This is a genomic window from Staphylococcus delphini (assembly GCF_900636325.1).
Lineage (GTDB): Bacteria > Bacillota > Bacilli > Staphylococcales > Staphylococcaceae > Staphylococcus > Staphylococcus delphini.
This window is the reverse complement of the sequence record NZ_LR134263.1, coordinates 629,503-654,255: the sequence shown is the minus strand read 5'-3', so window position 1 is coordinate 654,255 and position 24,753 is coordinate 629,503. Positions and strand designations below refer to the sequence as shown.

The window sequence follows — 24,753 nt, the reverse complement described above, 5'->3', positions numbered from 1 at the left end:
TATGCGCGTTGTCACTATTGCATGATTGTGACCACGAACGAAATAAAATTATTTAACATGTGAAAGGCGATCGACACACCTAAGTTACGGCCACTTTTCATATATAAGAACACAAGTGGCACGGCTAAAATTAAGTAATCGATTATTTCAAATGGGGATGTCGCTTGAAGTACGTGTACCCCCGCAAATAGCAAGGCTGATATGACGGCCATGACTTTAAAGTTTAACTTCTTACCTAATTCTCCAATTAAAATATGACGGAAGAAAATTTCTTCAACGACCGGGGCTAATATGACAATCATCATGAAATTGATTGGTGTAAACCACGGAATAGCGAAAAGTTGGTCAATCAGCATCTCGTTTTGCGTCGTATCATATTGAAAGTGTGCGGGCAAAAACTGTTGTAAATAACCATAAAGTGTTGAAGCGGCTTGTGCAACGAGGTACGCGCCTACGATCCAAAATATGTATTGGCGTATCCCTTGAAGCCCCTTCATAAAACGTTGCCCCATCGTTTGATAATGTAACAAGTAAAAACTGAGGATGACAATCAAGTAAGCAACGACTGTAGCGATGACTTGTGCGACAAGCGCATTTGAGTCAGACAACAACGCCGCTTCACTCACATTAAAAAACACAAAACTAATGATAGCTGCAAGTATGCTAAAGACGAACGTTGCAACGAGCACAATAGGAACTAATAATAAGTCTCGCCAAGCAATATCTTTCCATTTATATTTTGACATTTGAATACTCTCTTTCCTTTAAAAATGTACGAACGGTTGTATACATATCACAGACCCGTGACTTTTTTTACAGTTTCATACAACCCTTACACGCGTGAATGATTCTTGTTATACTATATATTATTTCATGAAAGGACGCTAGTGATGAACGGTTATGAAACGCCCAATTTGATGCAGGCACTTAAGGTTTTGAATGAACTGTTAGACTTAACTACGACTTATGATTTAACCTACACTCGTGATCCCGAACACGCACAAGACATACTGACGACTTTGAAAGCGAAAGTTCAATCGCATTATCAACAATCACCTCAACCCGTTCATACGGATGCAAACCGTCCCTATCCTTACGACCTTTATTATTTTTGCCTTTACAACTTGTATCACAATCCATTAGTCCCTATTGAATTCGGCAGTCAAAGTAAATTGAATCAAAGTTATATCCAACAGATTATACAAACACGTGCTTATTTCCAAATGTGTACGGTCACACGTTAAAACACTGTTTGCGCGATTTTTAGCAAATTTAAAAAGCGGAATGACATGCGCCATCCCACTTTAAACACGCTTTACAATTAAAAATAGACACGCATATTGAAGCACGGATTCATCTCAACTATGCGAATATAAGCTCGATCATTATGATATCGTTATGCATCTCTTTCCCAAAATACAACACGATGCCTGTTACTTTTATAATTTAAATTCTTCTTTGTCACGTTTATGATAGCCGCGTAAGAAGAAAAATACAGCCATAAAACCTAAGAATAAGAAACCAATAATCACAGATACACGTGTTTCATGATTAATTAACATTGCGACTAACACCGTTAATAAAAATGCGATAGACAGATAGTTTGTCACTGGTGCAAGTGGCATTTTGAAAGGATGGTTTTCTAATTTTTCTGGAAATTTCTTTCTAAATTGAATATGGCTAAATAAAATCATAAACCATGGAATCATCCCAGGTAAAATAGATGCACTATACACATAAACGAAAATATTTTCAGAGCCATCGATAAACTGTGGTAATACAACATTTAAAATGACACCAATTAAAATACCAATGGATACAGCTAAAACTGTGTAAAATGGCACACCGTTTCTCATAACTTTTGTAAATATCGCTGGTAATTGACGATGTTGTGCTAAAGTAAAAATCATACGACTTGAACTGAAAATACCCGAGTTACAGCCTGACATCGCTGCTGTAATCACAACGAAGTTAATTAAACCTGCTGCAATCGTAATTCCGATTTTTGCGAATGTTGCAACAAATGGGCTACCAATGTCGTGCAATTCATTCCAAGGATAAACCGTTACAATGACAAAGATGGCACCGATATAAAAGATTAAAATACGCCAAATGACGCCGTTTACAGCTTTTTTAATATTTTTTTGAGGATCCTTTGTTTCACCTGCTGTAATACCGATCAACTCAACCCCTTGATATGAACCGATAACAATAGATAAAGCAAAGAAAAAGCCTAACCAACCATTCGGCATGAAACCACCATGTGCTGTAAGATTGCTAAGACCGATTGGATTGCCTCCGTTCCCTATACCGAAGAAAATCAAACCGAAACCAGCAATAATCATCAAAATAATTGTCACGATTTTAATCATCGCAAACCAAAATTCAAATTCGCCAAACGCTTTTACAGACACCGCATTGGCTGCAGTTAACAGAACAATGACAATCAGACCTGGAATCCATGTTGGTAACTCTGGAAACCAAAACTTCATATATGCGCCAACTGCGATGACTTCTGACATCCCTACAACAATCCATTGAAAAATGTTGGCCCATGCAGTCACGTAACCAGCAACAGGGTGGATATAGTCTGTCGCATAGTTTGCAAATGAACCAGTTGATGGATCAAGATAGACCATTTCTCCCATTGCGCGCATGATTAAAAATAAAAACAAACCTGCAACTAAATATGCAAAAATGACAGAGGGACCTGTCCACGCAATCGTACTAGATGCCCCCATGAATAAACCGACACCGATAGTACCACCGAGTGCGATCATTTGAATCTGTCGAGAACTTAATCCTCTGTGTAATTGATTATCTTCCATGACAACGTTCCATCTCCTTTTGTAACCCCTACTCATATAAAATTGATGTTGAACCGTGCATGTCGCTATTATACTATAAACTATCAGAATTTGAAGAAAAAATTAAAAATGTTAACCCATTCATTTAAATTCTTATTTTCAACGCCAAACAGCCTTGATGCGTATATATATCCGTTACAGCTTTAACCCTTGATATATCGGTCATCCTATACAACAGTATCGTTATCCTATTAAAAATCACGCTTCGATATGATAGCGCTTGCATCGTCGACCGTCGAAATATTGTCACATTAATGTATTGTGATTATATTCACATTATCATCCGAATTGCTTATACTAGGTTTATTATTTAAGAAAGGAATCTAATTTATGAAGGATACTAATATTAAATGGGATACAATTTTTTATGGTCGCCAGTGGGTTTCAAATATTATTGAGACAATTCAAAAGAAAGATGTACTTCAGAGCTTTTATCTAAGACGTTATTTATTAAGAGCGATGATGGCTGGATTTATTATTAGCATCATTACCGTTTTTGTATTAGCAGTTAAAACAACATTTGCGCCTGACGTAGCGCCTGGTCTCGTGAATATGGCGGGTGCATTTACTTTTAGTTTTGCCCTCGTGTTAATTTTGTTCACCAACTCTGAGCTTCTGACGAGTAATTTCATGTATTTTACGGTGGGATTGTATTATCACTTGATTCGTCCAACACGGGTACTTAAAATATTCACGTTATGTTTTGTTGGAAATATGATGGGTGCTGTCATTTTGTTTAGTTTACTTCGGTTTTCCAACGTCATGACACCGGATATGCTACAAATGCTCGATCATACCGTTCAGGTCAAAATTCATGATTATAGTTTTCAAAACATTTTAGTCCGTGCCATTTTCGCCAATTTCTTTATTAACATTGCATTAGTCATTGCCATGCAGATTGATGATGTGTTGGCCAAAATATTTGTCATGATGTTCGGTGTAACGATTTTCGCGTTTATGGGCTATGAACACGTTGTTTATAATGCTTGTTTGTTTATTGCCAGTGCCATTTATCAAACAGACGCTTTCAATATGCTACATATGACTAAAAACATTATCGGCGCTTTACTTGGCAACTATATCGGCGGTGGCCTAATCATCGGCCTATTTTATGCTTATCTGAATGATCACGGTCAATTCAAAGCGATTAAAAAGGAAAACAAGAAGAACTAATGCATCATTTGTGATAGATGAGTACACGTCATCATTGATTGCGGTCTATGTTATAATAGGGACAATTCAAAGACTAAGGAGCATATTATGGATCGCACACGTATCGTTAGAGGTGTCCTCATCTCAATTATTTTAGGTCTACTCTTTTTCTTCCTAAATCAAACACAATCCACCTATACGACAACCGAGTTATTGCTACGTTCAATACTCGTTGCCATTGTCTTTGCGATATTATACTTCGTCGTCTTCACGCTTTTAAGTCACGACACACGAAAACGCATTTATGGCCCTCCCCTACTTATTGGCATCATCTTAGGTATACTCGTAGGGCAATGGCTAGCGCATGCTTTAGTAGGTCTTGCAATCGGGGTTGCAATTGGCTTAATCGTCGGTGCAATACGACAACGTTTTTTTAAGGAGTGATGAAATATGTCAACACAGACGATTGGTATCATTGTCATCGTAATTCTTTTAATTAGTTTTCTTCCTAATGCCTATATGTTATATAAAACCTCAAAAGAAGGCACTGAGAACACACGTTATAAATTAATGGTCGGTGTAGACGCCATGCTATTAGTGTTAATTATTGCTGCCATCTTATTATTAACCTAGACCCTCCTCATGACATCACAACAGAATCATTGTTGAACTGAACTTGTGGTGTCATGAACTTTCTCTTTGTTATTCCAGACAGATAAATGCCTCCCTTGTTATCACGCTTTCCACATTGTCACATCTCATTTGCAACAAATAACACAGTCCATATTCCAAAAGAAAAACGCAGATACCATCCACTCAAATGAGCATGGTACCTACGTTTGACATTAAATTTTACCTTGTAAGAAAAAATAATAAATGATTGAAGCAAGCACTGCGTAAACGATGAGTCCTGTTACAGCGGATAACACATGCACGCGCATCGGAATATGCTTTTGAAAACGTGGCGCTAATACTAAATTACCCACTAAAATAATCAAAGGCGCCACGATGAAAAATAAAATCATTTCTAAACTCATTGGTGTACTCCATCAAAATATTGCGCGACGACTTGGCTCAAATCGACATCTTTAGCAAGCAAGTCCAATTCTGAAAAATCGCTCTGAGCCGTGAATTGATTTGGGTTCACGATAACGTCAAGTCCTGCACGTATCGCGCCTGTCGCACCATTCACTGAATCCTCAATCGCTAAACAATGCGCCGGACTATAATTCAATGCTTGTACCGCAGCTAAATATAAATCAGGAGCAGGTTTTACTGTTTCTACATCTTCTCGACCTTTAATCACTGAAATATACTTTTCGATACCTAACTTCTGGACTAATGACTCAATGTGGTGTCTTGTACTACTTGAAGCAATCCCTATCGGAATATGACGTTGATGCAGTTGTTGCATCAGTGCTAACACACCAGGTCTTAAAGGCAGTTGTCCGGCCGTCTCATAATGTTCTTGATAGACTTGATCTGTTAACGTTTCTCCTAAATGGGTGAGTAAATGTTGGTGAATCCCTAGCGCACGTCCGCCAATATTCGAACGATAAAAGTCTGCGCTCATATTGTCATGACCTGCCTCATTCAAATAACGATTCACTGTTTCATATAAATGTTGTTCGGTATCGATAATCGTACCATCAAAATCAAAAATGACTGCGCGATACATGCTTGCTTCCTCCTAAATCCTGGGTTCCGGTTCTTTCATTCATTGTTAAAATCAATGTGGTTTAAAATCCTGGTGCTAACGTTGCAAATTCATACATAATTTTGTTTTGACGATAGTACAGCGATTTAAACCAAATACGATCAATGACACCTGAATGTTTGACCGCTAAATCATCGTGTAGTGAAACGAGTTGGTTTAATGTGTCATCATTTTCTGTTGCAAGTGCGTGATGATGAACATAACCGCGCCCTGGTCGAACGTTAGATCCGTTTTTTTCGATGACTACGAGGTCTGAATAATAACCTTGAGCATCAATCGCAACGACGGACTGCTCACCCAATTGTGCTTTATCTTTAAAATCTAATGTGTCGCGTAAATAATCTAACGTTTTCTGTGCATCTGCAACGTGAATTTCAATCGGTCCCAACCCTAAAATTTGATACTCTGCAGGAATGTCATTATCGACTGGATTTTGCCATCCATTTGGAATTACTGCATCACCATTCACCATCATGACATATGACAATGTATCTGGATCGTCAAAATACAGTGCAGGTTGTTCCATGTAAGTGCCTCTTGAAATATTTGTCGCTTTTCCTTGTAAGCGTGCTTCAAAGAAATCAAGTGCCGCTTCATTTGGTACGAGTAGCCCAATTCTCGCAATCATGTTTGTTCCTTTACGCATTGCACCCGCATTTGGAATTTCAAAAAATGTCAGCAATGTGCCTGGTGAATTTTGTTGGTCACCGTAAAAGATGTGTACCATCCCATGATCATCTTGGTTCACCGTTTCTTTCGTTAAGTGTAACCCTAATGTTTCCGTATAAAATGCTTTGTTTTGATCCAAATCTTTAGTGTACATTGAGATATGATGATGTCCTGTAATGTTCACGATACATCCCTCCAAGTGTTATTCAAATATGATTCAATTAAAGTATATTTTTTATACCTAGAGATTGCAATAGATATGATTAGGATACAGTTGGCAGAAGTATGAAACAGACAACACCAATAATGATGATAGATAATGGAAAGACGAGCGTTTGAATAAAACGTACTTTTCGTTCTGATAATGTTGTGCGCAAGAGCCAAGTTTCAATGCTAAAGTTGATCATAGTCAATATCGCAGTCAACGAAAGTAATAGCGTCAAGCCATTCGGAAAATTCATCAAAAAGCCGACTGACAGCACGAGCATCATAAACAATATGGAGACCGTGATAAAGTAATTTTGTAGCACTTTAATCATCATTTTTACATCACACCCTTTTTAAGGCTTCATTATTATATATATTTAAACATTATTTTCGCACAACCTAATAAAAAAGTAAAACCGCTAGCAATCCTACAATAGCGAATCATAAAAAGAAAAAAGAATAGACCCTATCTTATCGCCTTTAACGACACGATACGCCTATTCTTTCTAAAAAACTATTTTGATTTTGCTGCCCAGTATTTCGCTAATATCGGTCCTGTCACTAAATGAACTACACTAAATATTGCGCCGGGTACTGCAGCTAAAGGATTAAAATGAACTGTCGCTAATGATGCAGCTAAGCCAGAGTTTTGCATGCCGACTTCAATCGAAACTGTTTTTTGGTCTGTATAATTTAATTTGAACAAATGCGAAAACCAAAAACCTAATAAATAACCAATCGCATTATGTATCACTACGACTAAAAAGATGAGCAATCCTGTTTGAATAATGAGTTCACGACTGCCTGCTACAACCGCACCTAAAATCACTGAAATCGCAATAACTGAAATAAGTGGCAAGATGTCTTCACCCACATGTGCCACAGGTTTAAGAAATCTTTGAATCAAAATACCTAACACTAAAGGTACGAGTACGACTTTAACGACTGAAATAAACATGGCGATAAACGAAACGTCCATCCATTCTTGTGCTAATACAAACATTAAAAATGGTGTCATGAACGACGCAAGTACGGTTGAAATTGTTGTAATCGTGACAGATAATGGCACATTCCCTTTTGCCAAATAGCTAATGACATTGCTCGACGTACCTCCTGGACAACATCCTACTAACAGTACACCAATGGCAATATCAGCTGGTAATTGAAATAGCTTCACGACCGCATATGCAGAAAGCGGCATAATCGTATATTGTAAAATGACCCCAATTAAGACAGCTTTCGGTTCCTTCAATATTAATTTAAAGTCATCAACTGTAACTGTTAACCCCATCCCTAACATAACAATACCTAATAAATACGGTACAAACGTTCCGAATCCTTTGAAAATATCCGGAATTAAAAATCCTGAAATACTCGCCAATAACATCCATAATAAAAATGTTTTAGATGCAAATTGACCTAATCGTTGTAACATGGCATTCACTCCCCCAATGCAATTAATAATCAGAATATTATCACAAGTAAATATAGCATACAATACTTTTTGTAGAAATATTTAGTTTAAGTAAAAAATCATCATGTTCACTTTACATCTATAGTCTTACTGAAAATACAAATGACTCGTGATACAATGAATGCAACAATATTTAAAATGGGGAATTAGAATGATAATCGATAAAATAGAGACATTTATTTTAAATATAGATCACATGACAAGCCGCTTTGCCAGACGAAAATTATTAAAGTTATTAAATGGGATGAACCTCCATGCCACAATTCAAATGGAATGGTTGAAACATCAGCAAAATTACTTACTCAAAATTCATTTACCGAAACAAGCTTTGCCCTATTTGATTAGTTTTATGAGCTTCCATCATTACCGTATTTACCAAATCGTGCCTTTCCAATTACTTGATGCTATCAAACCATTACATCAACGACCCCACGAGGAACATCGCTTTGAAATGATGATTGATGGCTTAGACGACCCGTTTATTAAAGATAAAGTGATTGATATTTTAAATGGTTTCCACAGTGAACGTGTCATTTACAGTTTTGCTAAAGACATTTTGAAGGTGACGACAACTGCAGAAGTGATGAGTGCGCTAGTTGGCACTTTAGCAACGCGCAATATTGATATATATCATGCGAACACCGCTGCACGAAGTTTCCATAAAATACGTATTTCATAGGCTATGCAACATCTCTCTTTCAGTGGCATGGCGATGGCGTCGATGTCATCCCACTGTTTCATATAATGCAGTAAAAAACGGCACAGCGCATTTGCCTGTACCGTTTATTCTTCATCTATTCTTATTCATCCCATTCAACTTCTGCTTCTAATTCACGTTGTAACACATCAAACATCAATTCAAAACCGTGTGCTGTATGGTCGTGATAAGCTTTCTTTTGTTGTTTATATTCAAGATTGGTCAATCGGCGTTCTTTAGGGACCATACCTCTATAATGAAACGTCATCTCAGTCATCCCCGGTGAGCGTTCTTCAAAATAGACTTCAATCTCATCCACATGTTCACTCAATTCCGGCATCTGAATCGTTTTCACAATTTGCTCGTCTTCTTTTAATGTTTTGTACGTGCCAATAACTTCAATACGTCTCCCTTTACGTAAATCGACAATTTGGTAATGACCCCCTTCAACAGGATCATTTTCGATAACTAGGTTCGTTCGGCGTGAAGTCATAAACCAATGTATTAATTGATCCGGGTCTAACCACGCATGATACGCATTCGAAGGTGTCGTTTTCATCAGACGGACAAGCTCTATTTCTACCCATTCGTTTTGCATATGCTTCACTTCCATTCTCCTTACTTTTCGTTCATTTCGGTTGACTTCTATTGTAACTTAAATCCATCAAGAACTAAAATAAAGGGTGTATTTTTATGATTGTGATTCACTCTCTGAAATCTATGAGCGATGAGAACGTAAGCGCGGTAGATTAAACAAGATGGCGATAAACCCACAAATCGCAAGCATCACAGGATAAATAGAATAAGGCAACAGCGCCACAGGTGAAATGCTCGCTACACCCGCTGCTGCAATGAGCTGTGGACTATAAGGGACAAAACCTTGAAATGCACTGCCAAATATATCTAACAAGCTTGCCGATTTTCTCGGATCAATGTCATATTCTTCTGCAATATCTTTCGCAAGTGGACCTGCCATAATAATTGAAATCGTATTATTCGCTGTCGAAATATCAGCAACACTCACAAGACTCGCGATACCTAATTCTGCACCACGTCTTGTTTTAACGCGACGTTTAACGAAATTTAACAGCCAGGTAATACCCCCGTGATGTTCAACGAGTCCTATCATACCACCGATGAGTAGTGCAATCATCGCAATGTCTTGCATGCCAAGAACACCTTCTGACGCTGCTTTTAATAGACCTCCTAAGTTAAATGAACCATCAATCAAACCAATTAGAGACGATAACAAAATGCCGCCTAACAACACTAACACGACGTTAATACCGATAACCGCCAAAATTAATACGAGTAAGTACGGAATCACTTTAATCCATTCAAAGTCGTACGTTTTCGTTTCTGTCACATCATAACCGTGAGAAAGCCACCATAAAATGATAATCGTCACAATAGCACCCGGCACAACGATACGGAAGTTCACTTTAAATTTATCGCTCATTTGCGTCTTTTGCGTGCGGACTGCGGCAATCGTTGTATCTGAAATCATAGACAAGTTATCACCAAACATCGCACCACCAACCACTGTCGCCATCGCAAGTGCAGCCGGAATTTCTGTTGCTTCACTAATACCAAATCCCACAGGTGCAATCGCCGCTACAGTGCCCACCGACGTCCCCATCGAAATGGAAATAAACATACAAATGATGAAAAGTCCGACAATCAAAAAATTTTGCGGGATAAATGATAACCCTAAATTAACAATGGAAGTCACACCGCCCATCGCTTCAGTTGTTTTTGCAAAAGCACCGGCTAGTAAAAAGATAAACATCATCAACACAATATTAGCGTGACCTGCTTGACGTGCAAAAACTTCTACCTTTGACGCAAATGTCTCTCGTCGGTTCATCATTAATGCCACAACGACACCAATCATCGCCGCAACATTTAACGGCATAAAAGTAAAGTCTTTCGTGATGATACCTGCACCTAAAAAGATACTGATAAATACGACTAACGGAATGAGCGCCCATGGACTGCTATGCTCATGTTCTTGTTCTAACATAAAAAATCTCCTTAACGAAAAGCCAATCACCTGTTGCATACGAGCGATGTGCTTCTCCTTCACTTTATTTTTATATCTTTTATAAAAGCAAAAAATCATTTTTAATGACATTTGAAAAATTGAATTTTACTGTTAAACAATACATGAAAACCGTGTGACCGTCAACGTCTTAAATGTTCGTCCCATAAACGCTGAATGAACGCAATAAAATAGTCAGGTACTTTAACTAAAGTTTGTTCGTTCGGCTGGAATTGTTCATGGTGCAGTGGGTATTCACTGTCTGAACCAATCATCGCAAAATGAACAGGTGCCACGGTTTGATAACCTGAGAAGTCTTCACCTATCGTCAGTGCACGCGGTAACACTTCTGTTTCATAACCGACTGATTGTGCTACTTCCAGTGCCATATTTTGTAACGTTTCATCATTGACGACAGAGGCAGTTAAACGATGATAATTCAAATCAATTTTCACATTAAACTGCTTCTCTAATCCTTCACAAATTTGGGTCATTCTGTCTTCAACTTGGTCGCGAATGTCTGCTTTAAAACTACGAACTGTCCCTTCTACCATCGCTTCTTGAGGGATAACATTCCACGTATGACCGCTATGAATTTGACCTATTGTGACGACCGCTTCATCATAAGGCGCAATGTTGCGACTCACGATCGTTTGTAAGCTTAAAATTAGTTGACCTAAGACGATTTGCGGGTCTACCGAATCTTGAGGCATTGCTGCATGCGCGCCACGTCCTTGAATACGAATGTTGAAACGATCTACATTTGACGTTAAATGGCCAGCTTTTGCACGCCATTCACCGACTTTGATCGTTGGTGCATTGTGGAAGCCAAGAATCGCCAACGCGCCATCTAATGCGCCGGTTTGAACGACAGCGGGTGCCCCATCACCTGTTTCTTCAGCAGATTGGAAAATGATACGGACACGTCCCGGCAATTCGGCTTCCATCTCTTTCAATTTCACTGCTGTACCTAGAATAGACGCCATATGAATATCGTGACCACACGCGTGCATCACGTTATCATTTTGTGATTGATACGCTAAGTTTGTTTTTTCATTAATGGGTAACGCGTCAATGTCTGAACGAATCGCAATCATTGCTTCCCCTTGACCTACTTCTGCAATAAGCCCGACCTTTAACGGTAAATCGAGTATTCGAATATCGTAACTCTTTAAAATTTCTCGTAACCGTGCTGTTGTTTGAAATTCTTCATTGGAAAGTTCTGGATTTTGATGAAACCATCTTCTCCATTCAATCAATTGTTTTAAATCAGCTCCCATGTTGATCCCTTCCTTTTCGATATTTTTGAATCCGTTGATAACTATAATCCACCGCTGTGCCAACGAGTACCCCAAGCGCTAAATTACGTGCGATGACAATCAATAAAAAAGTAATGAGCATAATCATGAATTCTGTCCAACGTCGCTCGACAATATACCGCAACGTTTGACGGTCAAAAGCGTTCATCGCAATACGTGTCAATACGATAGCTAACACGACCATCGGAATGCTGCCGACGAGTGGACTTAATAACATTAAAAATAACAACATCACGATACCTGCTGCCAAAGTTGAAAGTCGTGATGTTGCACCTAATTTGAGATTATATTTTGACTGCCCCACTAACGCACTTCCCGCAAGCCCACCAAATAAACTTATGATGAAATTCGTAAGCCCTTGACCAAACGATTCACGATTGAGACTGCTAGCGGTTTTTGTCAGTTGATCGACCATTCGTGCTGTTAAACTCGTTTGAATCGTTGCGACAATCGCTAACATTAGGCCAAAAATGATCAATTCTACGACCATCCATCCTGTTAGAACAACTTGAGGTAACCCGAGCGCTGGCATTTCGAAATGAATATGCGCTAAATCTTGTACATCCGTTAAGTCGACATGAAACATTTTGGCCGCGATTGATAAGACGACAATCATAATGAGTGTAGCAGGGATGCGTTCCGTGATATGTGGAATTAAAAATATCATGATTAAACTGAGCACTGCAAAGAGGTATGTCGATAGATTGTGACCAAAAATATGTTTCAATTGCGAGGTCAATAATAAATAAGCTAACGCATTCATAAATCCAACGACGACCGGCACTGGAATTTTATGTATTGCTTTATCCACACAACAAAATGCGAATATGATTTGAAATAAGCCCATGACGAGCATCGCTGCAATGAGCATCTGCTGGTCATACATTGAGGTGATGAACACAGCGACAATGGAGACGCCACTACTCGGTGCAGAAACCATTAATGTGCGAGAACCTAAAAAACTGATTCCGATGAGCATGAGTGCGGTACTGAATATGCCGACTGTTGGGCTAACGCCAGCGATTAATGAAAATGCGATCGCGCCTGGCATCATAGCTAAAGCGACAAGTAAGCCTGCTGTGATGTTTTGGAAAGTGTGTCCTCTCCAGCTTGTGAGGTAATTTTGGATTGTGTGATGCATCTCCATCCCCCCGACTCCCCTTGTATTTCATTATATTATATCAAAGCAATCGGGATTTGTTGAATTTTTTAGGTTTTGCGTGATGGTTTTGTTTTTGGAACATATTATTACATAAACGATGATGAGGTGGATATTCTGATGATTGCTTGAACTGGGCTACGCTTTCTGAGGCGCTGATCCTTCAACTCAATTCGGCTTGATTGAAGATAATAGAAATTGAAGGTCGAATTGGATTTTGGAAGCGGTACAGAAATTTCATGTGTAACAAAGATTTCGTCGTACTGCCCCCGCAAGGCTGACTAGACTTCTCAAAAGCGAGCGCATTGAGAAGTCAGACAGCTACTGCGATAAACAGGAAGCACTATTAAAGAGTAGAAATCATATTTAGATATTTATTTTATCCCTCAGGCGTCTTGCCCAGTTCTTGCAATCTTAATTTTGTCCTCGTTCATTGATGTCCATAGCTTAATACAATCCATCTCGCTTTTGGGGTGGTGGTATACCTCGGGAGGCTTTCATTGTTTTGCAATCTTAGTTCTTTTCCCTTTTATTGGTATCAGTGGCCCAACAAAGTCATTATGCTTTTTGGGATGCTATGCTGGATGACTTCGACCCTTCTCATCTTATTTCACTACACTCATATTAGACGTGTCGGGATGAAAAAAGATGAGCGGCATGCACCCTCAATTTCAAGGTCCCATGCCGCTTCTCTGCACTTATTTATGCTTTTGTTAACAAACCTGGTTGACGGTCAACGATGACACGTCCGTTTTGAATGACTTTTTCCACATGGTTTACCCCGTAATGATACGGAATGTATTCATGGTTTGGTGCGCGCCAAATGACGATATTGGCATCGTCCCCTTCGTTAATCGTACCCGCGTCCACATCAATGGCTTTTGCCGCGTTGACTGTGACTGCGTTCCAAATTTCGGCTGGTGATAATTTTAATTTTAATGATGCAATCGCCATGACCATTTGTAAATTGTTTGTCACACAGCTACCTGGATTGTAGTCTGTCGCAATCGCAATGGCACCGTTATTGTCTAACATGCCTCGAGCATCTGCGTAACTTTCTTTGTCCAAGTAGAACGTTGTGCCTGGTAATAATACCGCTACTGTGTCAGAATCTTTTAAGTTCGCTTTGTCTTGATCACTTGATGCAACGAGGTGATCTGCAGAGATGGCATCTTCCTCAATCGCTAAGCCTAAACCACCGAGCGGATCGATTTCGTCTGCATGGATTTTCACTCTTAAGCCAAGTTCTTTCGCTGCTTCCATATAACGTTTCGATTCTTCTAACGTAAATACACCTGTCTCACAGAAAATATCTGCAAAGTCTGCGTATTCTTTCGCTTCTGGTAATAAATCAATCATCTCTTGTAAGAAGTCTGCTTGTGATGATGCTTCTTTTGGAATTGCGTGTGGTCCTAAAAATGTATGACGCATTTTCAAACCATATTTTTCTTCTAAACGTTTAGATACACGTAATTGTTTTAATTCATTTTCTTTGTTTAGGCCGTAACCACTTTTGCTTTCTACAGCTAATACACCGTGATGGATCATCGTTAATAAATCATATTCAGCTTTTTTAAATAGTTCATCTTCAGTTGCTTGGCGTGTCGCTTCTACTGTTGATAAAATGCCGCCACCTGATTCAAGTATTTCTAAATATGATTTGCCTTGACGTTTTAACGCCATTTCGTGTTCACGTGAGCCGCCATGAACTAAATGTGTGTGTGCGTCTACAAGTGCTGGTGAAACAACGCGGTCAGAAGCATCGATTGTTTCGCGTGCTTCATAGTCTTCAGTATAAGGCCCTGCATAGACAATTTTCCCTTCATGTACAACGACTGTACCGTGCTTGACTACATTTAATTCATCCAACGCTTTACCTTTTAAAGGGCGATCTGTCGTTACTGGTAAAATCAATTCTTTAATATTTTGAATCAGTAAATCATAAGTCATTCTGTTTCTACCTCCTTAGTGATCATAGGGATATCAAAGCCACGAGTTTTGGCAGTTTCAATCGCTTTTTCATAGCCCGCATCTGCATGTCGCACTACACCCATACCCGGATCTGTCGTTAATACACGCCCTAATCTTCTGTCCGCACGTTCTGAACCATCAGCAACAACCACCATGCCTGCGTGTAATGAATAACCCATACCTACACCGCCACCATGGTGAACTGAAATCCATGAACCGCCAGCTGCTGTGTTAATTAATGCATTTAAAATTGCCCAGTCCCCTACAGCATCTGATCCGTCTAACATTGCTTCAGTTTCACGGTTTGGTGATGCCACTGAACCTGAATCTAAATGGTCACGACCGATAACGATTGGTGCAGAAATTTCACCGTTACGTACAAGCTCATTTAATGCTAAGCCCATTTTTGCACGTTCGCCATAACCGAGCCATGCAATTCTTGACGGAAGCCCTTGGAATGCAATTTTTTCACTTGCCATATCTAACCAACGCATTAATTTTTCATCTTCTGGGAATAGTTCACGCATTAATTGGTCCGCACGTTCAATATCTTTCGGATCCCCTGATAATGCTGCAAAACGGAATGGTCCTTTACCTTCACAGAATAATGGTCGAATGTATGCTGGTACGAAACCAGGGAAGTCAAATGCGTTTTCTAAGCCTTCATCAAATGCAACTTGACGGATATTGTTACCATAGTCGAATGCCACGGCACCATTTTTTTGGAATTGTAACATCGCTTCAACGTGTTTTTTCATAGATTGTTTGGATAATGTGACATATTTAACAGGGTCACTTTCTCTTAATGCAGCCGCTTCTTCTAAACTATACCCTTCAGGCACATAACCATTAAGTGGATCGTGTGCAGATGTTTGGTCCGTCACAATATCAATTTTGAAGCCACGTTTTAAAATTTCATGGTGCACTTCAGCAGCGTTACCCACTAGACCAATTGCAAGGGCACGTCCTTCTTTTTTCGCCTGTTCTGCTAGTTCTAACGCCTCGTCTAATGAATACGTAATCGTATCACAATAACGTGTATCAATACGTTTTTGAATACGTGTTGGATCCACATCTACACCAATCACGACACCGCCATTCATCGTTACAGCAAGCGGTTGTGCACCACCCATACCGCCTAATCCAGCCGTTAATGTAATCGTGCCTTTTAATGAGCCATTGAAATGTTGATTTGCTAATTCCGCAAAAGTTTCGTACGTACCTTGGACAATCCCTTGCGAACCAATGTAAATCCAACTTCCCGCTGTCATTTGGCCGTACATCATTAAGCCTTTTTTATCTAATTCATGGAAATGATCCCAAGTTGCCCATTTTGGTACGAGCACAGAGTTTGATAAAAGTACACGTGGCGCTTCTTCATGCGTTTTAAATACAGCCACAGGTTTACCTGATTGCACTAACATCGTCTCATCATTTTCTAGGCGACGTAATGTATCGACAATCGCATCAAATGCTTCCCAGTTACGTGCTGCTTTACCGATACCGCCATAAACGACAAGACGTTCCGGATGCTCAGCAACTTCTGGATCTAAGTTGTTGTATAACATTCGTAAAACTGCTTCTTGTTCCCAACCTTTACATTCAATTTCTAAACCTTTTTTTGCTTGAATATTTCTCACCATAAGACTTCTCCCTTTCATTTAAAAAATAATTAGACTTAACGGAATGGTAATTAATAATGTTAATGTCACACGTACAAACCAAATCAATAACAATTGCCAAATCGGAACTTTAATTTCTGTCGCTAAAATACAGGGTACAAGCGCTGAAAAGAATATAATCGCTGATACACTTGTAATTGCCACTACAAATTTAACTTCAATCGTTGCTTTAACGACAAGTAACGATGGTAAAAACATTTCAATGACCGATATTGCAGACGCCTTTGCTAACAACGCTTTTTCTGCAATCGGGAAAATATAAATAAATGGATAAAAAATGTAACTCAGTATGTCAATAACTGGTGTAAAGTTCGCTAACAACAAACCGATAAAACCAATCGATAAAATGGACGGTAATATCGCAACTGTCATTTCTAGCCCTTCAGCAAAATGTGTCCACATATTTTTAAACAATGGTGTCGCTTGATGTGATTGTCTTTTCACTGCGAGCCATGCTTGTTGAATACGTGTGCCTTCTTCTTTAGGTTTTGCTGGTGGTTGTTGATTGTTATAGTACGCTTTCGACGCTTTTGATATCGGTGGCAAATAGGTCGAAATGGCTGTCACAACGAATGTGATGACTAAACAGCTCCAGAAATACAAATTCCAATGTGCCATTAAATCAAGTGTACGGGCCACGATGACCATAAATGTTGCTGATACTGTCGAAAACCCTGTCGCAATGATTAATGCTTCTCGGTAGTTGTAAACACCTTGTTTGTACACACGATTTGTAATTAACAGACCGAGCGAATAACTCCCTACAAACGACGCGACCGCATCAATCGCGGATTCACCTGGCGTATTAAACACTTTGCGCATAATCGGTTGCATTAACACACCGATAAACTCTAGCAAGCCATATCCTACTAACAATGATAAAGCGATGGCACCGACTGGAATTAAAATACTCAGTGGCAACATCAATTTATCGAACAAAAACGGGCCATATTGTGCTTCAAACAAAATTTTCGGTCCAATATGAAACACGTACATAACGCCAATCACAGCCCCTAACACTTTAGCCAAAACAATGACAAAATCCGTCTTCGTTTTCCGATAATCTTTACGATAGATGGGTAAGATTGCGCCAATTAAAATCATGACTAAAGCAATATAAGGCATCACACTATTGAGGCCTGCGCGTATTGCTAAATGAACATGGTCGACAATAATCGTTTGTACCCCGTTAATTTGAAAAGGCACAAAGAAACAAATCACACCTATCAAACTCAAAACCCAAAAACGCCACATCTGGTTACCCTTAACAGTTTGATGTTTCATCTCAACATTTCTCCCCCTTTACATTGTGAATCCTACACAAAATAACGACCTCTCCCCTTAGTTTTACTTTAATTCTCATTATTCTGTCATTTAATCATGCGCTGTCACTGACTAACTCTATTGTAATATGCTAAGCTATTATTAACTAATATAAATAAACTAATCACTTATAACTTCAAACTATAATAAGGAGGACGTTATGAAAGTTATACAGTTGGAATACTTTATCGAAATTGTAAATCAAAATAGCTTCACAAAAGCTGCGCAAGCCTTACACATTAGTCAACCTTCACTCACTGCAACAATTAAAAAAATGGAACGGGACTTGGGGTACCCATTGTTAAAAAGGACAACGAAAGAAATTTCAATTACAGAAAAAGGCATTCAATTTTATAACGAAGCAGTGGAACTTGTGAAACATTATCATCAATCCATTGAAAAAATGTATGATTTGAAAATGAGTCAAACGCCTAAAATAAAAATGGCCATCATTGAATCCACTGCACGTTGGGTGTCGACCGTCGTACAAACCCATCAAAATTCGCATCCGGAGCAACATTATCAAATCACGGAAATACTAGATCCTAACCAATTGGCACAAAAACTGATTAACTTTGATATTCACTTAGGCTTATCGAACGACCAAATTCGTCACGACGGCATTATCTCACTCCCGTTATATCATGAAGATTATGTCGTTCTCGCACCACAGAATGCCTTTGGAAATCAAAAATCAGTGTCGATTAAAAACTTGCCACTCATCGTCCCTAACCGTGGCTATCAAGTTCGCAAGCATATCGATGACTATTTTACACGATTAGATGAACGTCCCCATATCATCATGGAGGTGGACCGTTTTGAAACAGCGACCAACTTTGTACATCAAGGCATGGGCTATGCAGTCATTCCACAAATGTATTATCAGTCATACTCAACATTTCAACTAAGTGCGATTAAAATTCGTCCTAACATTAAAAGAACGATTTATTTGAATTACTCAAAAAAACGCGAATACAATCAACACGTCTTTGATTTAGTCGATGCATGTTGTGAATATTGGAACGTTGAAAGGAAAGTATAAAAAAGAGTGGTAGCGGAAATTGAATTGAAATCATTCAATGGAGAAGCGTACGGTGGCATACGAGACAAACATATGAGGAGTAGCGTCAGTCTTGCGGGGGCAGTATGACGAAATCTTTGTTGCACAGGAGATTTCTGTACAGCTCCCAAAACAAAAAACACCCCTATCAAGAGGTGTTCTTCAAAAATCTATTTTTCTTCTTTTGTTGGTGTTGTTTCAACTTTTTGCTCAGTTTCTTCTTTTTCATCTTCTGTCGTCGTATCCATTAAGATGGGTGTATCATCGTCTTCCCCTTTTTTGCGAGGAGAGAATATGCGCATGATGAGTCCTAATACAACCACTACCGTTGCGACACTTGCTGTTGAATAAGCCAATACTTTTATGGAGAAAACATCCCCAATTTCTTCACTGAAAAAAAACACCTTTGCGAACGTCATACTTGCATGAAACAATGTTGCCACGTATATCGAACGTCCGCCTGTACCACGCACGAGTTCACCAGCAATCATCGAAAATGCAAAAACATAAATAGCGCTGTACATCGTGTAAGGCATACCAAAAGCTGTATTGACATCCCAAACTAAATACAACACACTCACGACAATATTTGAGAAAAAGTGCGGTAATTTAGTTTCAACCATGTTCAAAAGATAAGAACGAAAGCCAAATTCAATAAAAAAAGCCATGAGAAGATGACCTATTAAAATCGTCCAAATCGTTTCAGATAAATCTTTAGACTGTAATAAAATAAAACTGTCGGCATATGTGTTGAAACTATACATGCCAATCATAAATATAACGAGTGGTAACGTAAATGCAATCAACAATCGCTCAATCACTTTTAAATTGATTGTAAGTTTTAAACCAGCGACTTGTTCTTTTTTATTTTTAAATATTAATATACATAATACTGCTGCGATAAATGGGCCCAATGAATTTAAAGAAAATACAAATGATTTGAATCCCGACGCTTTTTGAAAATCCTGTAATATGATAGGCGTTGCATAGGATAAGATAAAAAACACAAAAATCGTCAATGCCCACTGAAAGCCAGAGATACGCGTTCGATTCATAATTAATCCTCCATATTAAACAATCACTATTAATGTTCGTATGCATGAGGTGGTCCAGTTAAAGTTCGTATTGCTAATGTCTGTTGGACGAATATCAAGTCATAGAATCTAAAGTACATTATAACCATTTATGGAATGGAAATAAATTAGTAGCTGTTAAATATCATTGAATTGTAATATAAGCGAGATGATTTGTTGAAAGTTTTGAAGAAAAAAACTATAAAATAAAACATAGGATTGCATTGAAACTTCTTTAAGAAAGTCGATATAATGACGTTAAAGCGCTTACTTTTTCCTTGGAATTTCTGTTTTAAAAATAGTAGCATGGAAGTGACACATGGGTTATCACTAAATGTTAGTGAATATGAAAGGGGTCCGATTTATGTATCAAAAACCAAATCAAAAGTTGTGGACAGGCCGTCTAGACAGTGAGACAGACCGCCAAGCATTTCGTCATTTTCAAACTGTTCAATTTGTCGACCTTGAAAATGAAGCGCCTCAAGATGGAGACATTGCGTTATTGGGATATGCAATCGATGAAGGCGTGCGATTAAATAAAGGTCGTGTGGGCGCAAAAGAAGGTCCGGATGCGATTAAAAGTGCATTTGCCGGTTTGCCCGCTTCAACAGATTTAAACATTATCGAATATGGTAACTGGACACACTCGGCCGAAGATTTAATCACCTCTCAACAAGCGTTCGGTCACTATGTCGCACAATTATTACGTCATCATCACCGCACATTTCTACTCGGAGGCGGACATGATATTGCGTACGCACAATATCTCGGTGTTCGCGAAGCTTACCAAGAGCAATCAATCGGTTTGATTAACATTGACGCGCATTTTGACAACCGACAAGAAGGCTATTCTACATCTGGGACAAGTTTTCATCAAATGTTAACAGAAGATGCGCATTTAGACTATTTCGTGTTAGGCATTCAGCGTACAAGCAATACACAAGCATTGTTCGATTACGCTAACAAAACGAATACGCAATATGTCCTTGCAGAAGAATTAATGGGTCAAATTTGTCCGCCAGTCAAAGATAAACTTGATCATTTTATCAATGAACATGACGTCATTTTATTCACAATTTGTATGGATGTCATTGATAGTGCTTATGCCCCAGGTGTCAGTGCGAATGCGGTTCTTGGGCTCACACCTTACACTGTTTTAGAACTGGGACGCCGTATTTTACAATCTGACAAAGTCACTTCAATTAGTATTGCAGAAACCAATCCAAAATATGATATCGACCAACGTACAGCAAAGTTGGCCGCACACTTTTTAGGTCATTTCATCCACTGTTAATGAAATGATGAAGCCATCGTTATTCAATGCGATGTACACAACATTGAAAATACCTATAGTAAAGACTGGGATAGCATGACGTTATCCCAGACTTTCTTATGATTTATTTAATATCTGACAGTTTAATCAGTTTCACACCTTGTTCCGTACCTACGATAGCTTCTTCTACTGTATCTAAAAAGTAACCTGTCTCCAATACACCAACGAGATGAATTAAAAACTCATGCACCAGATACGGATCAATTTCTCGATTCAAAGCACAATCTAAAATATAGTTGCCGTTATCTGTAATAAACGGTGTATCTTCCACCATTCGACGTGTCACTTCAATATCGAATTCTTTTTCGATTAACTGTGCCACTTGTTTCCAATTAAAGCGGTCTACTTCAACTGGCAATTTAAAAGTTTGACCTAAATAATCGACCAGTTTCGATTGGTCGGCAATGACGATAAATCGGTCAGCGAAAGTGTCCACGACTTTTTCACGGAACAATGCACCGCCGCCACCTTTAATTAAGTTCAGTTTTGGATCGATTTCGTCAGCACCATCTATCGCGATATCAATATGTTGTACGTCGTTAATATGTGCAATCGGAATGTTCAATGATTTCGCTTGATTTTCCGTGCGTTCTGATGTGCACACACCAATCAATTGATACCCCTTTTCATGAATCAATTCCGCAATTTTAGGCACAAGTAACTCTACTGTACTGCCTGTGCCAATCCCAACCGTCATGCCGTCTTCAATACGACTGACAGCTTCATCTAGCGTCATTAGTTTAAGTTGTTTATTACTCATGAGCCCACTCCTTCATTGTGACTTATTATATTAACATTATTGTACAACATTTACGCCGAAAAACCATGACGAACACAACAAATTAGGCTAAAATTAAAGTAAGACAAGGATGGAGGGTGATTTCAATGAATTATGCAATTTATGCGATATCGACTGGCAAAATCGAATCATTGCAATACGAAGACAGACGTCCTATGAAAAGTGCTTTGAATAAAAAGCCCATCCAAGCAAAAATGTGGCTTTCTCGGACAGGTTTTGTAGAAGACGAGCAAGAGTACAAAGATCATGGCGGTCCTGACAAAGCGGTTTGTTTATACAGTAAATCGAACTACGCCATGTGGCAAGACGTGATTCACCCCTTACCTGATTCAGCGCTATTTCGCGAGAACATTACTGTGTACGCCATTGATGAAACGGAGCTCTTTTTCGGAGATCAATATCGTTTAGGTGAAGCGATTATCGAAGTGTCAGAAATTCGCGAGCCTTGTTGGAAACTTCAAAGCAAATATGGTTATCCTCAACTCGTTAAAGACATGTCAAAATCAGGGAAAACTGGCTGTTATTTCCGTGTGATTAAAGAAGGCTTCGTTTCCCCAAACAGTAATTTAGCGTTAGTCAAACATGCACCTGAATCTACGCGTTTATCTGTGCAAGCGTTGAATGACATTTATTACAATGACAGAAAAAACAAAGTACGTATTGCTTATGCGCTCAACAACCCTTATCTCACAGAAAAACGTAAAAGCGTATTAGAAAAAATGCTCGCACAATGCTCAAAATAATCAGCATGAAAAGCTAGGGCAACGTAGCATCCCTAGCTTTTCATGCTGATTAACAATCATTTATGCATCTTTTGGCTTTAATTCCACTTGATAACTTGTTTTAGAGTAAAAAGGTGTATGCGCTTTTAACACTGAATGTGCTGATGCCCCGAAAAGATTAATATCATTCGGTATGCTTTGCGTTTCTACTGTAATCCCTGAATGTGGTTTGAAAATATTCATACGACTTTTCCAATCTTCAGAATCATTCAACGTGTACATCACAATTTGCGGTGTAGCCGTCTCAACATGTAAGACTAAATCACGGTTTGAAATCGTCATCTTGCCATCTTTGACTTCAAATGGATGATCGAGGCCTCCACGCGTTGTGACTTGTTGTTGAATACGGGTATCGTCCGTATCGAATAATGTCGCAAGTTCAATTTCATGACTGCCCATTGTTGCTACTAAGTCAATCGGCTCTAATACTGGCATGCCCGACGCGTCCAAAGGAAACATCTGTAGTTTTTCGCTTGCAATGACGTGATTGTCCACGACTTTGTTGTCACGATTCAAATTAAAGTAAACGTGATTCATCGGGTTGAACAATGTATCCGCATCAGACTCCGCAAAATATTCCACTGTCCACGTTTTCGAAGCATCATACGTAAAGACGACTTTAATGTCTATATTTCCCGGGTAATGATCTTCATCTTGCTTCACTGTAGTCGTAAAATGAACTTGCACGTTTTCTTCGGTTTCGTTTTCAATGATTTCATAATCAAATAAGCGGTCAGATAATCCTTGTAGTCCACCATGTAAATGATTGTCACCATCATTTTGTTCTAATTGATATGTTTGTCCATTTAATTCAAATTGACCTTTCGCAATACGTCCCCCAAAACGTCCGACTGTTGCACCGAAATAAAATGGATTGTGTGGATAAAATTCATCCGCTTCCACTTCATTTCCAAGTACAATATTATTATCTCCAATTTTCCAACTGACAATGCGCGCACCATAATTCATGAAAACAATTTTACTTTCCTTATTCTCAATTTTAATGAGTTCAATTCCGTTAGATTGTTGTTCAATGTTAATATTCATTGCGATTCTTTACTCCTTTACGCTCTCCCAAGGTTTACCCTCTTGCCGGCAGCACCATGATTAAAACCCCTATGATACAAACCACGCCGCCGATGATATCAAATTTATCTGGTGGCTCTTTATCAATCCAATACGCCCATAATAGACTCATGACAATAAAAACGCCGCCATAAGCTGCATACACACGTCCAAAAGTAGGAAATGATTGGAAGGTCGCAACGATACCGTATAAAATCAAAACGATACCCCCTATCCATCCAAGCCAAAATGGACGATCCGCACGTAGCCATAGCCATATGAGATAACCACCGCCAATTTCACACAACCCCGCTATGATAAAAATTGCTGTGGGATATAAAAAGTTCACTTCTTCACCTCATA

The 24,753-nt window shown here is 38.9% G+C and carries 26 protein-coding genes; 8 read left to right on the top strand and 18 right to left on the bottom strand.

The annotated features are described in order from the left end of the window. Positions 1–14 precede the first annotated feature (14 nt). Positions 15–746 (bottom strand): CPBP family intramembrane glutamic endopeptidase, encoded by a 732-nt coding sequence (locus EL101_RS02795; protein ID WP_096597228.1) that lies wholly within the window; start codon positions 744–746, stop codon positions 15–17. Positions 747–890: 144 nt separating this feature from the next. Between EL101_RS02795 and EL101_RS02790 the strand changes: the two genes are divergently transcribed. Then, positions 891–1,244: a hypothetical protein gene (locus EL101_RS02790; protein WP_096597226.1), complete on the top strand. Its 354-nt coding sequence runs from the start codon at positions 891–893 to the stop codon at positions 1,242–1,244. A 195-nt stretch (positions 1,245–1,439) separates the two neighbouring features. On the opposite strand, the gene EL101_RS02785 is transcribed toward EL101_RS02790, so the two are convergent. Beyond that, on the bottom strand, positions 1,440–2,828 hold the full coding sequence (locus EL101_RS02785; protein WP_096597224.1) for an amino acid permease: 1,389 nt from the start codon (positions 2,826–2,828) through the stop codon (positions 1,440–1,442). Positions 2,829–3,197: 369 nt separating this feature from the next. Between EL101_RS02785 and EL101_RS02780 the strand changes: the two genes are divergently transcribed. The 3 genes from EL101_RS02780 (at position 3,198) to EL101_RS02770 (ending at position 4,652) form a co-directional block, all read left to right on the top strand. Beyond that, the gene (locus EL101_RS02780; RefSeq protein ID WP_096597222.1) at positions 3,198–4,040 is read left to right on the top strand and encodes a formate/nitrite transporter family protein; all 843 of its coding nucleotides are present in this window, start codon (positions 3,198–3,200) and stop codon (positions 4,038–4,040) included. 87 nt (positions 4,041–4,127) lie between these two features. After that, the gene (locus EL101_RS02775) at positions 4,128–4,463 is read left to right on the top strand and encodes a hypothetical protein (RefSeq protein ID WP_096597220.1); all 336 of its coding nucleotides are present in this window, start codon (positions 4,128–4,130) and stop codon (positions 4,461–4,463) included. A 6-nt stretch (positions 4,464–4,469) separates the two neighbouring features. Next, positions 4,470–4,652, top strand: coding sequence for a hypothetical protein (locus EL101_RS02770; RefSeq protein ID WP_014613143.1), 183 nt, complete (start codon positions 4,470–4,472; stop codon positions 4,650–4,652). A 212-nt stretch (positions 4,653–4,864) separates the two neighbouring features. Here EL101_RS02770 and EL101_RS02765 read toward each other — a convergent pair whose 3' ends face one another. The 5 genes from EL101_RS02765 to EL101_RS02745 all read right to left on the bottom strand — a co-directional run bounded on the left by EL101_RS02765 (position 4,865) and on the right by EL101_RS02745 (position 8,047). Next, complete coding sequence (locus EL101_RS02765; protein WP_019167158.1) at positions 4,865–5,056, bottom strand: hypothetical protein; 192 nt, start codon at positions 5,054–5,056, stop codon at positions 4,865–4,867. After that, positions 5,053–5,697 carry an HAD family hydrolase gene (locus tag EL101_RS02760; protein ID WP_096597218.1) on the bottom strand — a complete coding sequence of 215 codons (645 nt, stop codon included), beginning with the start codon at positions 5,695–5,697 and terminating at the stop codon, positions 5,053–5,055. The genes EL101_RS02765 and EL101_RS02760 overlap by 4 nt, the downstream gene beginning before the upstream one ends. A gap of 61 nt (positions 5,698–5,758) precedes the next feature. Then, a complete protein-coding gene (locus EL101_RS02755; RefSeq protein ID WP_096597216.1) occupies positions 5,759–6,589 on the bottom strand; it encodes a VOC family protein in 831 nt (276 codons plus the stop codon). Positions 6,590–6,668: 79 nt separating this feature from the next. Beyond that, positions 6,669–6,947 carry a hypothetical protein gene (locus EL101_RS02750; protein ID WP_096542600.1) on the bottom strand — a complete coding sequence of 93 codons (279 nt, stop codon included), beginning with the start codon at positions 6,945–6,947 and terminating at the stop codon, positions 6,669–6,671. Between the two features lie 179 nt (positions 6,948–7,126). Beyond that, positions 7,127–8,047: a bile acid:sodium symporter family protein gene (locus tag EL101_RS02745; RefSeq protein ID WP_019167154.1), complete on the bottom strand. Its 921-nt coding sequence runs from the start codon at positions 8,045–8,047 to the stop codon at positions 7,127–7,129. A gap of 190 nt (positions 8,048–8,237) precedes the next feature. On the opposite strand from EL101_RS02745, the gene EL101_RS02740 reads away from it, so the two are divergent. After that, positions 8,238–8,765, top strand: coding sequence for a hypothetical protein (locus EL101_RS02740; RefSeq protein ID WP_096597214.1), 528 nt, complete (start codon positions 8,238–8,240; stop codon positions 8,763–8,765). Between the two features lie 121 nt (positions 8,766–8,886). Here EL101_RS02740 and EL101_RS02735 read toward each other — a convergent pair whose 3' ends face one another. From EL101_RS02735 to EL101_RS02705, 7 genes are all read right to left on the bottom strand, one after another. Beyond that, positions 8,887–9,396 (bottom strand): SRPBCC family protein, encoded by a 510-nt coding sequence (locus EL101_RS02735; RefSeq protein WP_179299324.1) that lies wholly within the window; start codon positions 9,394–9,396, stop codon positions 8,887–8,889. A gap of 105 nt (positions 9,397–9,501) precedes the next feature. Then, positions 9,502–10,806 (bottom strand): Na+/H+ antiporter NhaC family protein, encoded by a 1,305-nt coding sequence (locus tag EL101_RS02730; RefSeq protein WP_096597212.1) that lies wholly within the window; start codon positions 10,804–10,806, stop codon positions 9,502–9,504. A gap of 161 nt (positions 10,807–10,967) precedes the next feature. Continuing rightward, positions 10,968–12,104 (bottom strand): M20 peptidase aminoacylase family protein, encoded by a 1,137-nt coding sequence (locus EL101_RS02725; RefSeq protein ID WP_096597210.1) that lies wholly within the window; start codon positions 12,102–12,104, stop codon positions 10,968–10,970. After that, positions 12,094–13,290: a SulP family inorganic anion transporter gene (locus tag EL101_RS02720; RefSeq protein ID WP_096597208.1), complete on the bottom strand. Its 1,197-nt coding sequence runs from the start codon at positions 13,288–13,290 to the stop codon at positions 12,094–12,096. Before EL101_RS02720 ends, EL101_RS02725 begins: the two co-directional genes overlap by 11 nt. Positions 13,291–14,004: 714 nt before the next feature. Beyond that, positions 14,005–15,252: an imidazolonepropionase gene (hutI, locus tag EL101_RS02715; RefSeq protein WP_096597205.1), complete on the bottom strand. Its 1,248-nt coding sequence runs from the start codon at positions 15,250–15,252 to the stop codon at positions 14,005–14,007. Beyond that, a complete protein-coding gene (gene hutU / locus EL101_RS02710) occupies positions 15,249–16,913 on the bottom strand; it encodes a urocanate hydratase (protein ID WP_164715590.1) in 1,665 nt (554 codons plus the stop codon). Before hutU ends, hutI begins: the two co-directional genes overlap by 4 nt. Positions 16,914–16,934: 21 nt before the next feature. Continuing rightward, positions 16,935–18,239, bottom strand: coding sequence for a YjiH family protein (locus EL101_RS02705; protein ID WP_096597201.1), 1,305 nt, complete (start codon positions 18,237–18,239; stop codon positions 16,935–16,937). Between the two features lie 199 nt (positions 18,240–18,438). Between EL101_RS02705 and EL101_RS02700 the strand changes: the two genes are divergently transcribed. After that, positions 18,439–19,320 carry a LysR family transcriptional regulator gene (locus EL101_RS02700; protein ID WP_096597199.1) on the top strand — a complete coding sequence of 294 codons (882 nt, stop codon included), beginning with the start codon at positions 18,439–18,441 and terminating at the stop codon, positions 19,318–19,320. 188 nt (positions 19,321–19,508) lie between these two features. On the opposite strand, the gene sdpC is transcribed toward EL101_RS02700, so the two are convergent. Next, positions 19,509–20,393, bottom strand: a complete 885-nt coding sequence (gene sdpC, locus EL101_RS02695) for a peptidoglycan release complex CPBP-like subunit SdpC (RefSeq protein ID WP_096597197.1) — start codon at positions 20,391–20,393, stop codon at positions 19,509–19,511. Between the two features lie 382 nt (positions 20,394–20,775). Here sdpC and hutG point away from each other — a divergent pair, with 382 nt between their 5' ends. Further along, positions 20,776–21,705 carry a formimidoylglutamase gene (gene hutG, locus EL101_RS02690; protein ID WP_096597195.1) on the top strand — a complete coding sequence of 310 codons (930 nt, stop codon included), beginning with the start codon at positions 20,776–20,778 and terminating at the stop codon, positions 21,703–21,705. Positions 21,706–21,808: 103 nt separating this feature from the next. Here the strand turns inward: hutG and EL101_RS02685 are convergent, their stop codons facing one another. Further along, entirely contained in the window at positions 21,809–22,504 is a 696-nt protein-coding gene (locus EL101_RS02685) for a ribose 5-phosphate isomerase A (RefSeq protein WP_096597193.1), read from the bottom strand. A gap of 125 nt (positions 22,505–22,629) precedes the next feature. Here EL101_RS02685 and EL101_RS02680 point away from each other — a divergent pair, with 125 nt between their 5' ends. Then, on the top strand, positions 22,630–23,286 hold the full coding sequence (locus tag EL101_RS02680) for an MOSC domain-containing protein (protein WP_096597191.1): 657 nt from the start codon (positions 22,630–22,632) through the stop codon (positions 23,284–23,286). 60 nt (positions 23,287–23,346) lie between these two features. Here the strand turns inward: EL101_RS02680 and EL101_RS02675 are convergent, their stop codons facing one another. Beyond that, on the bottom strand, positions 23,347–24,372 hold the full coding sequence (locus tag EL101_RS02675) for an aldose epimerase family protein (RefSeq protein ID WP_096597189.1): 1,026 nt from the start codon (positions 24,370–24,372) through the stop codon (positions 23,347–23,349). Positions 24,373–24,406: 34 nt separating this feature from the next. Then, positions 24,407–24,739, bottom strand: coding sequence for a YnfA family protein (locus EL101_RS02670; RefSeq protein ID WP_096597187.1), 333 nt, complete (start codon positions 24,737–24,739; stop codon positions 24,407–24,409). Positions 24,740–24,753: the final 14 nt, after the last annotated feature.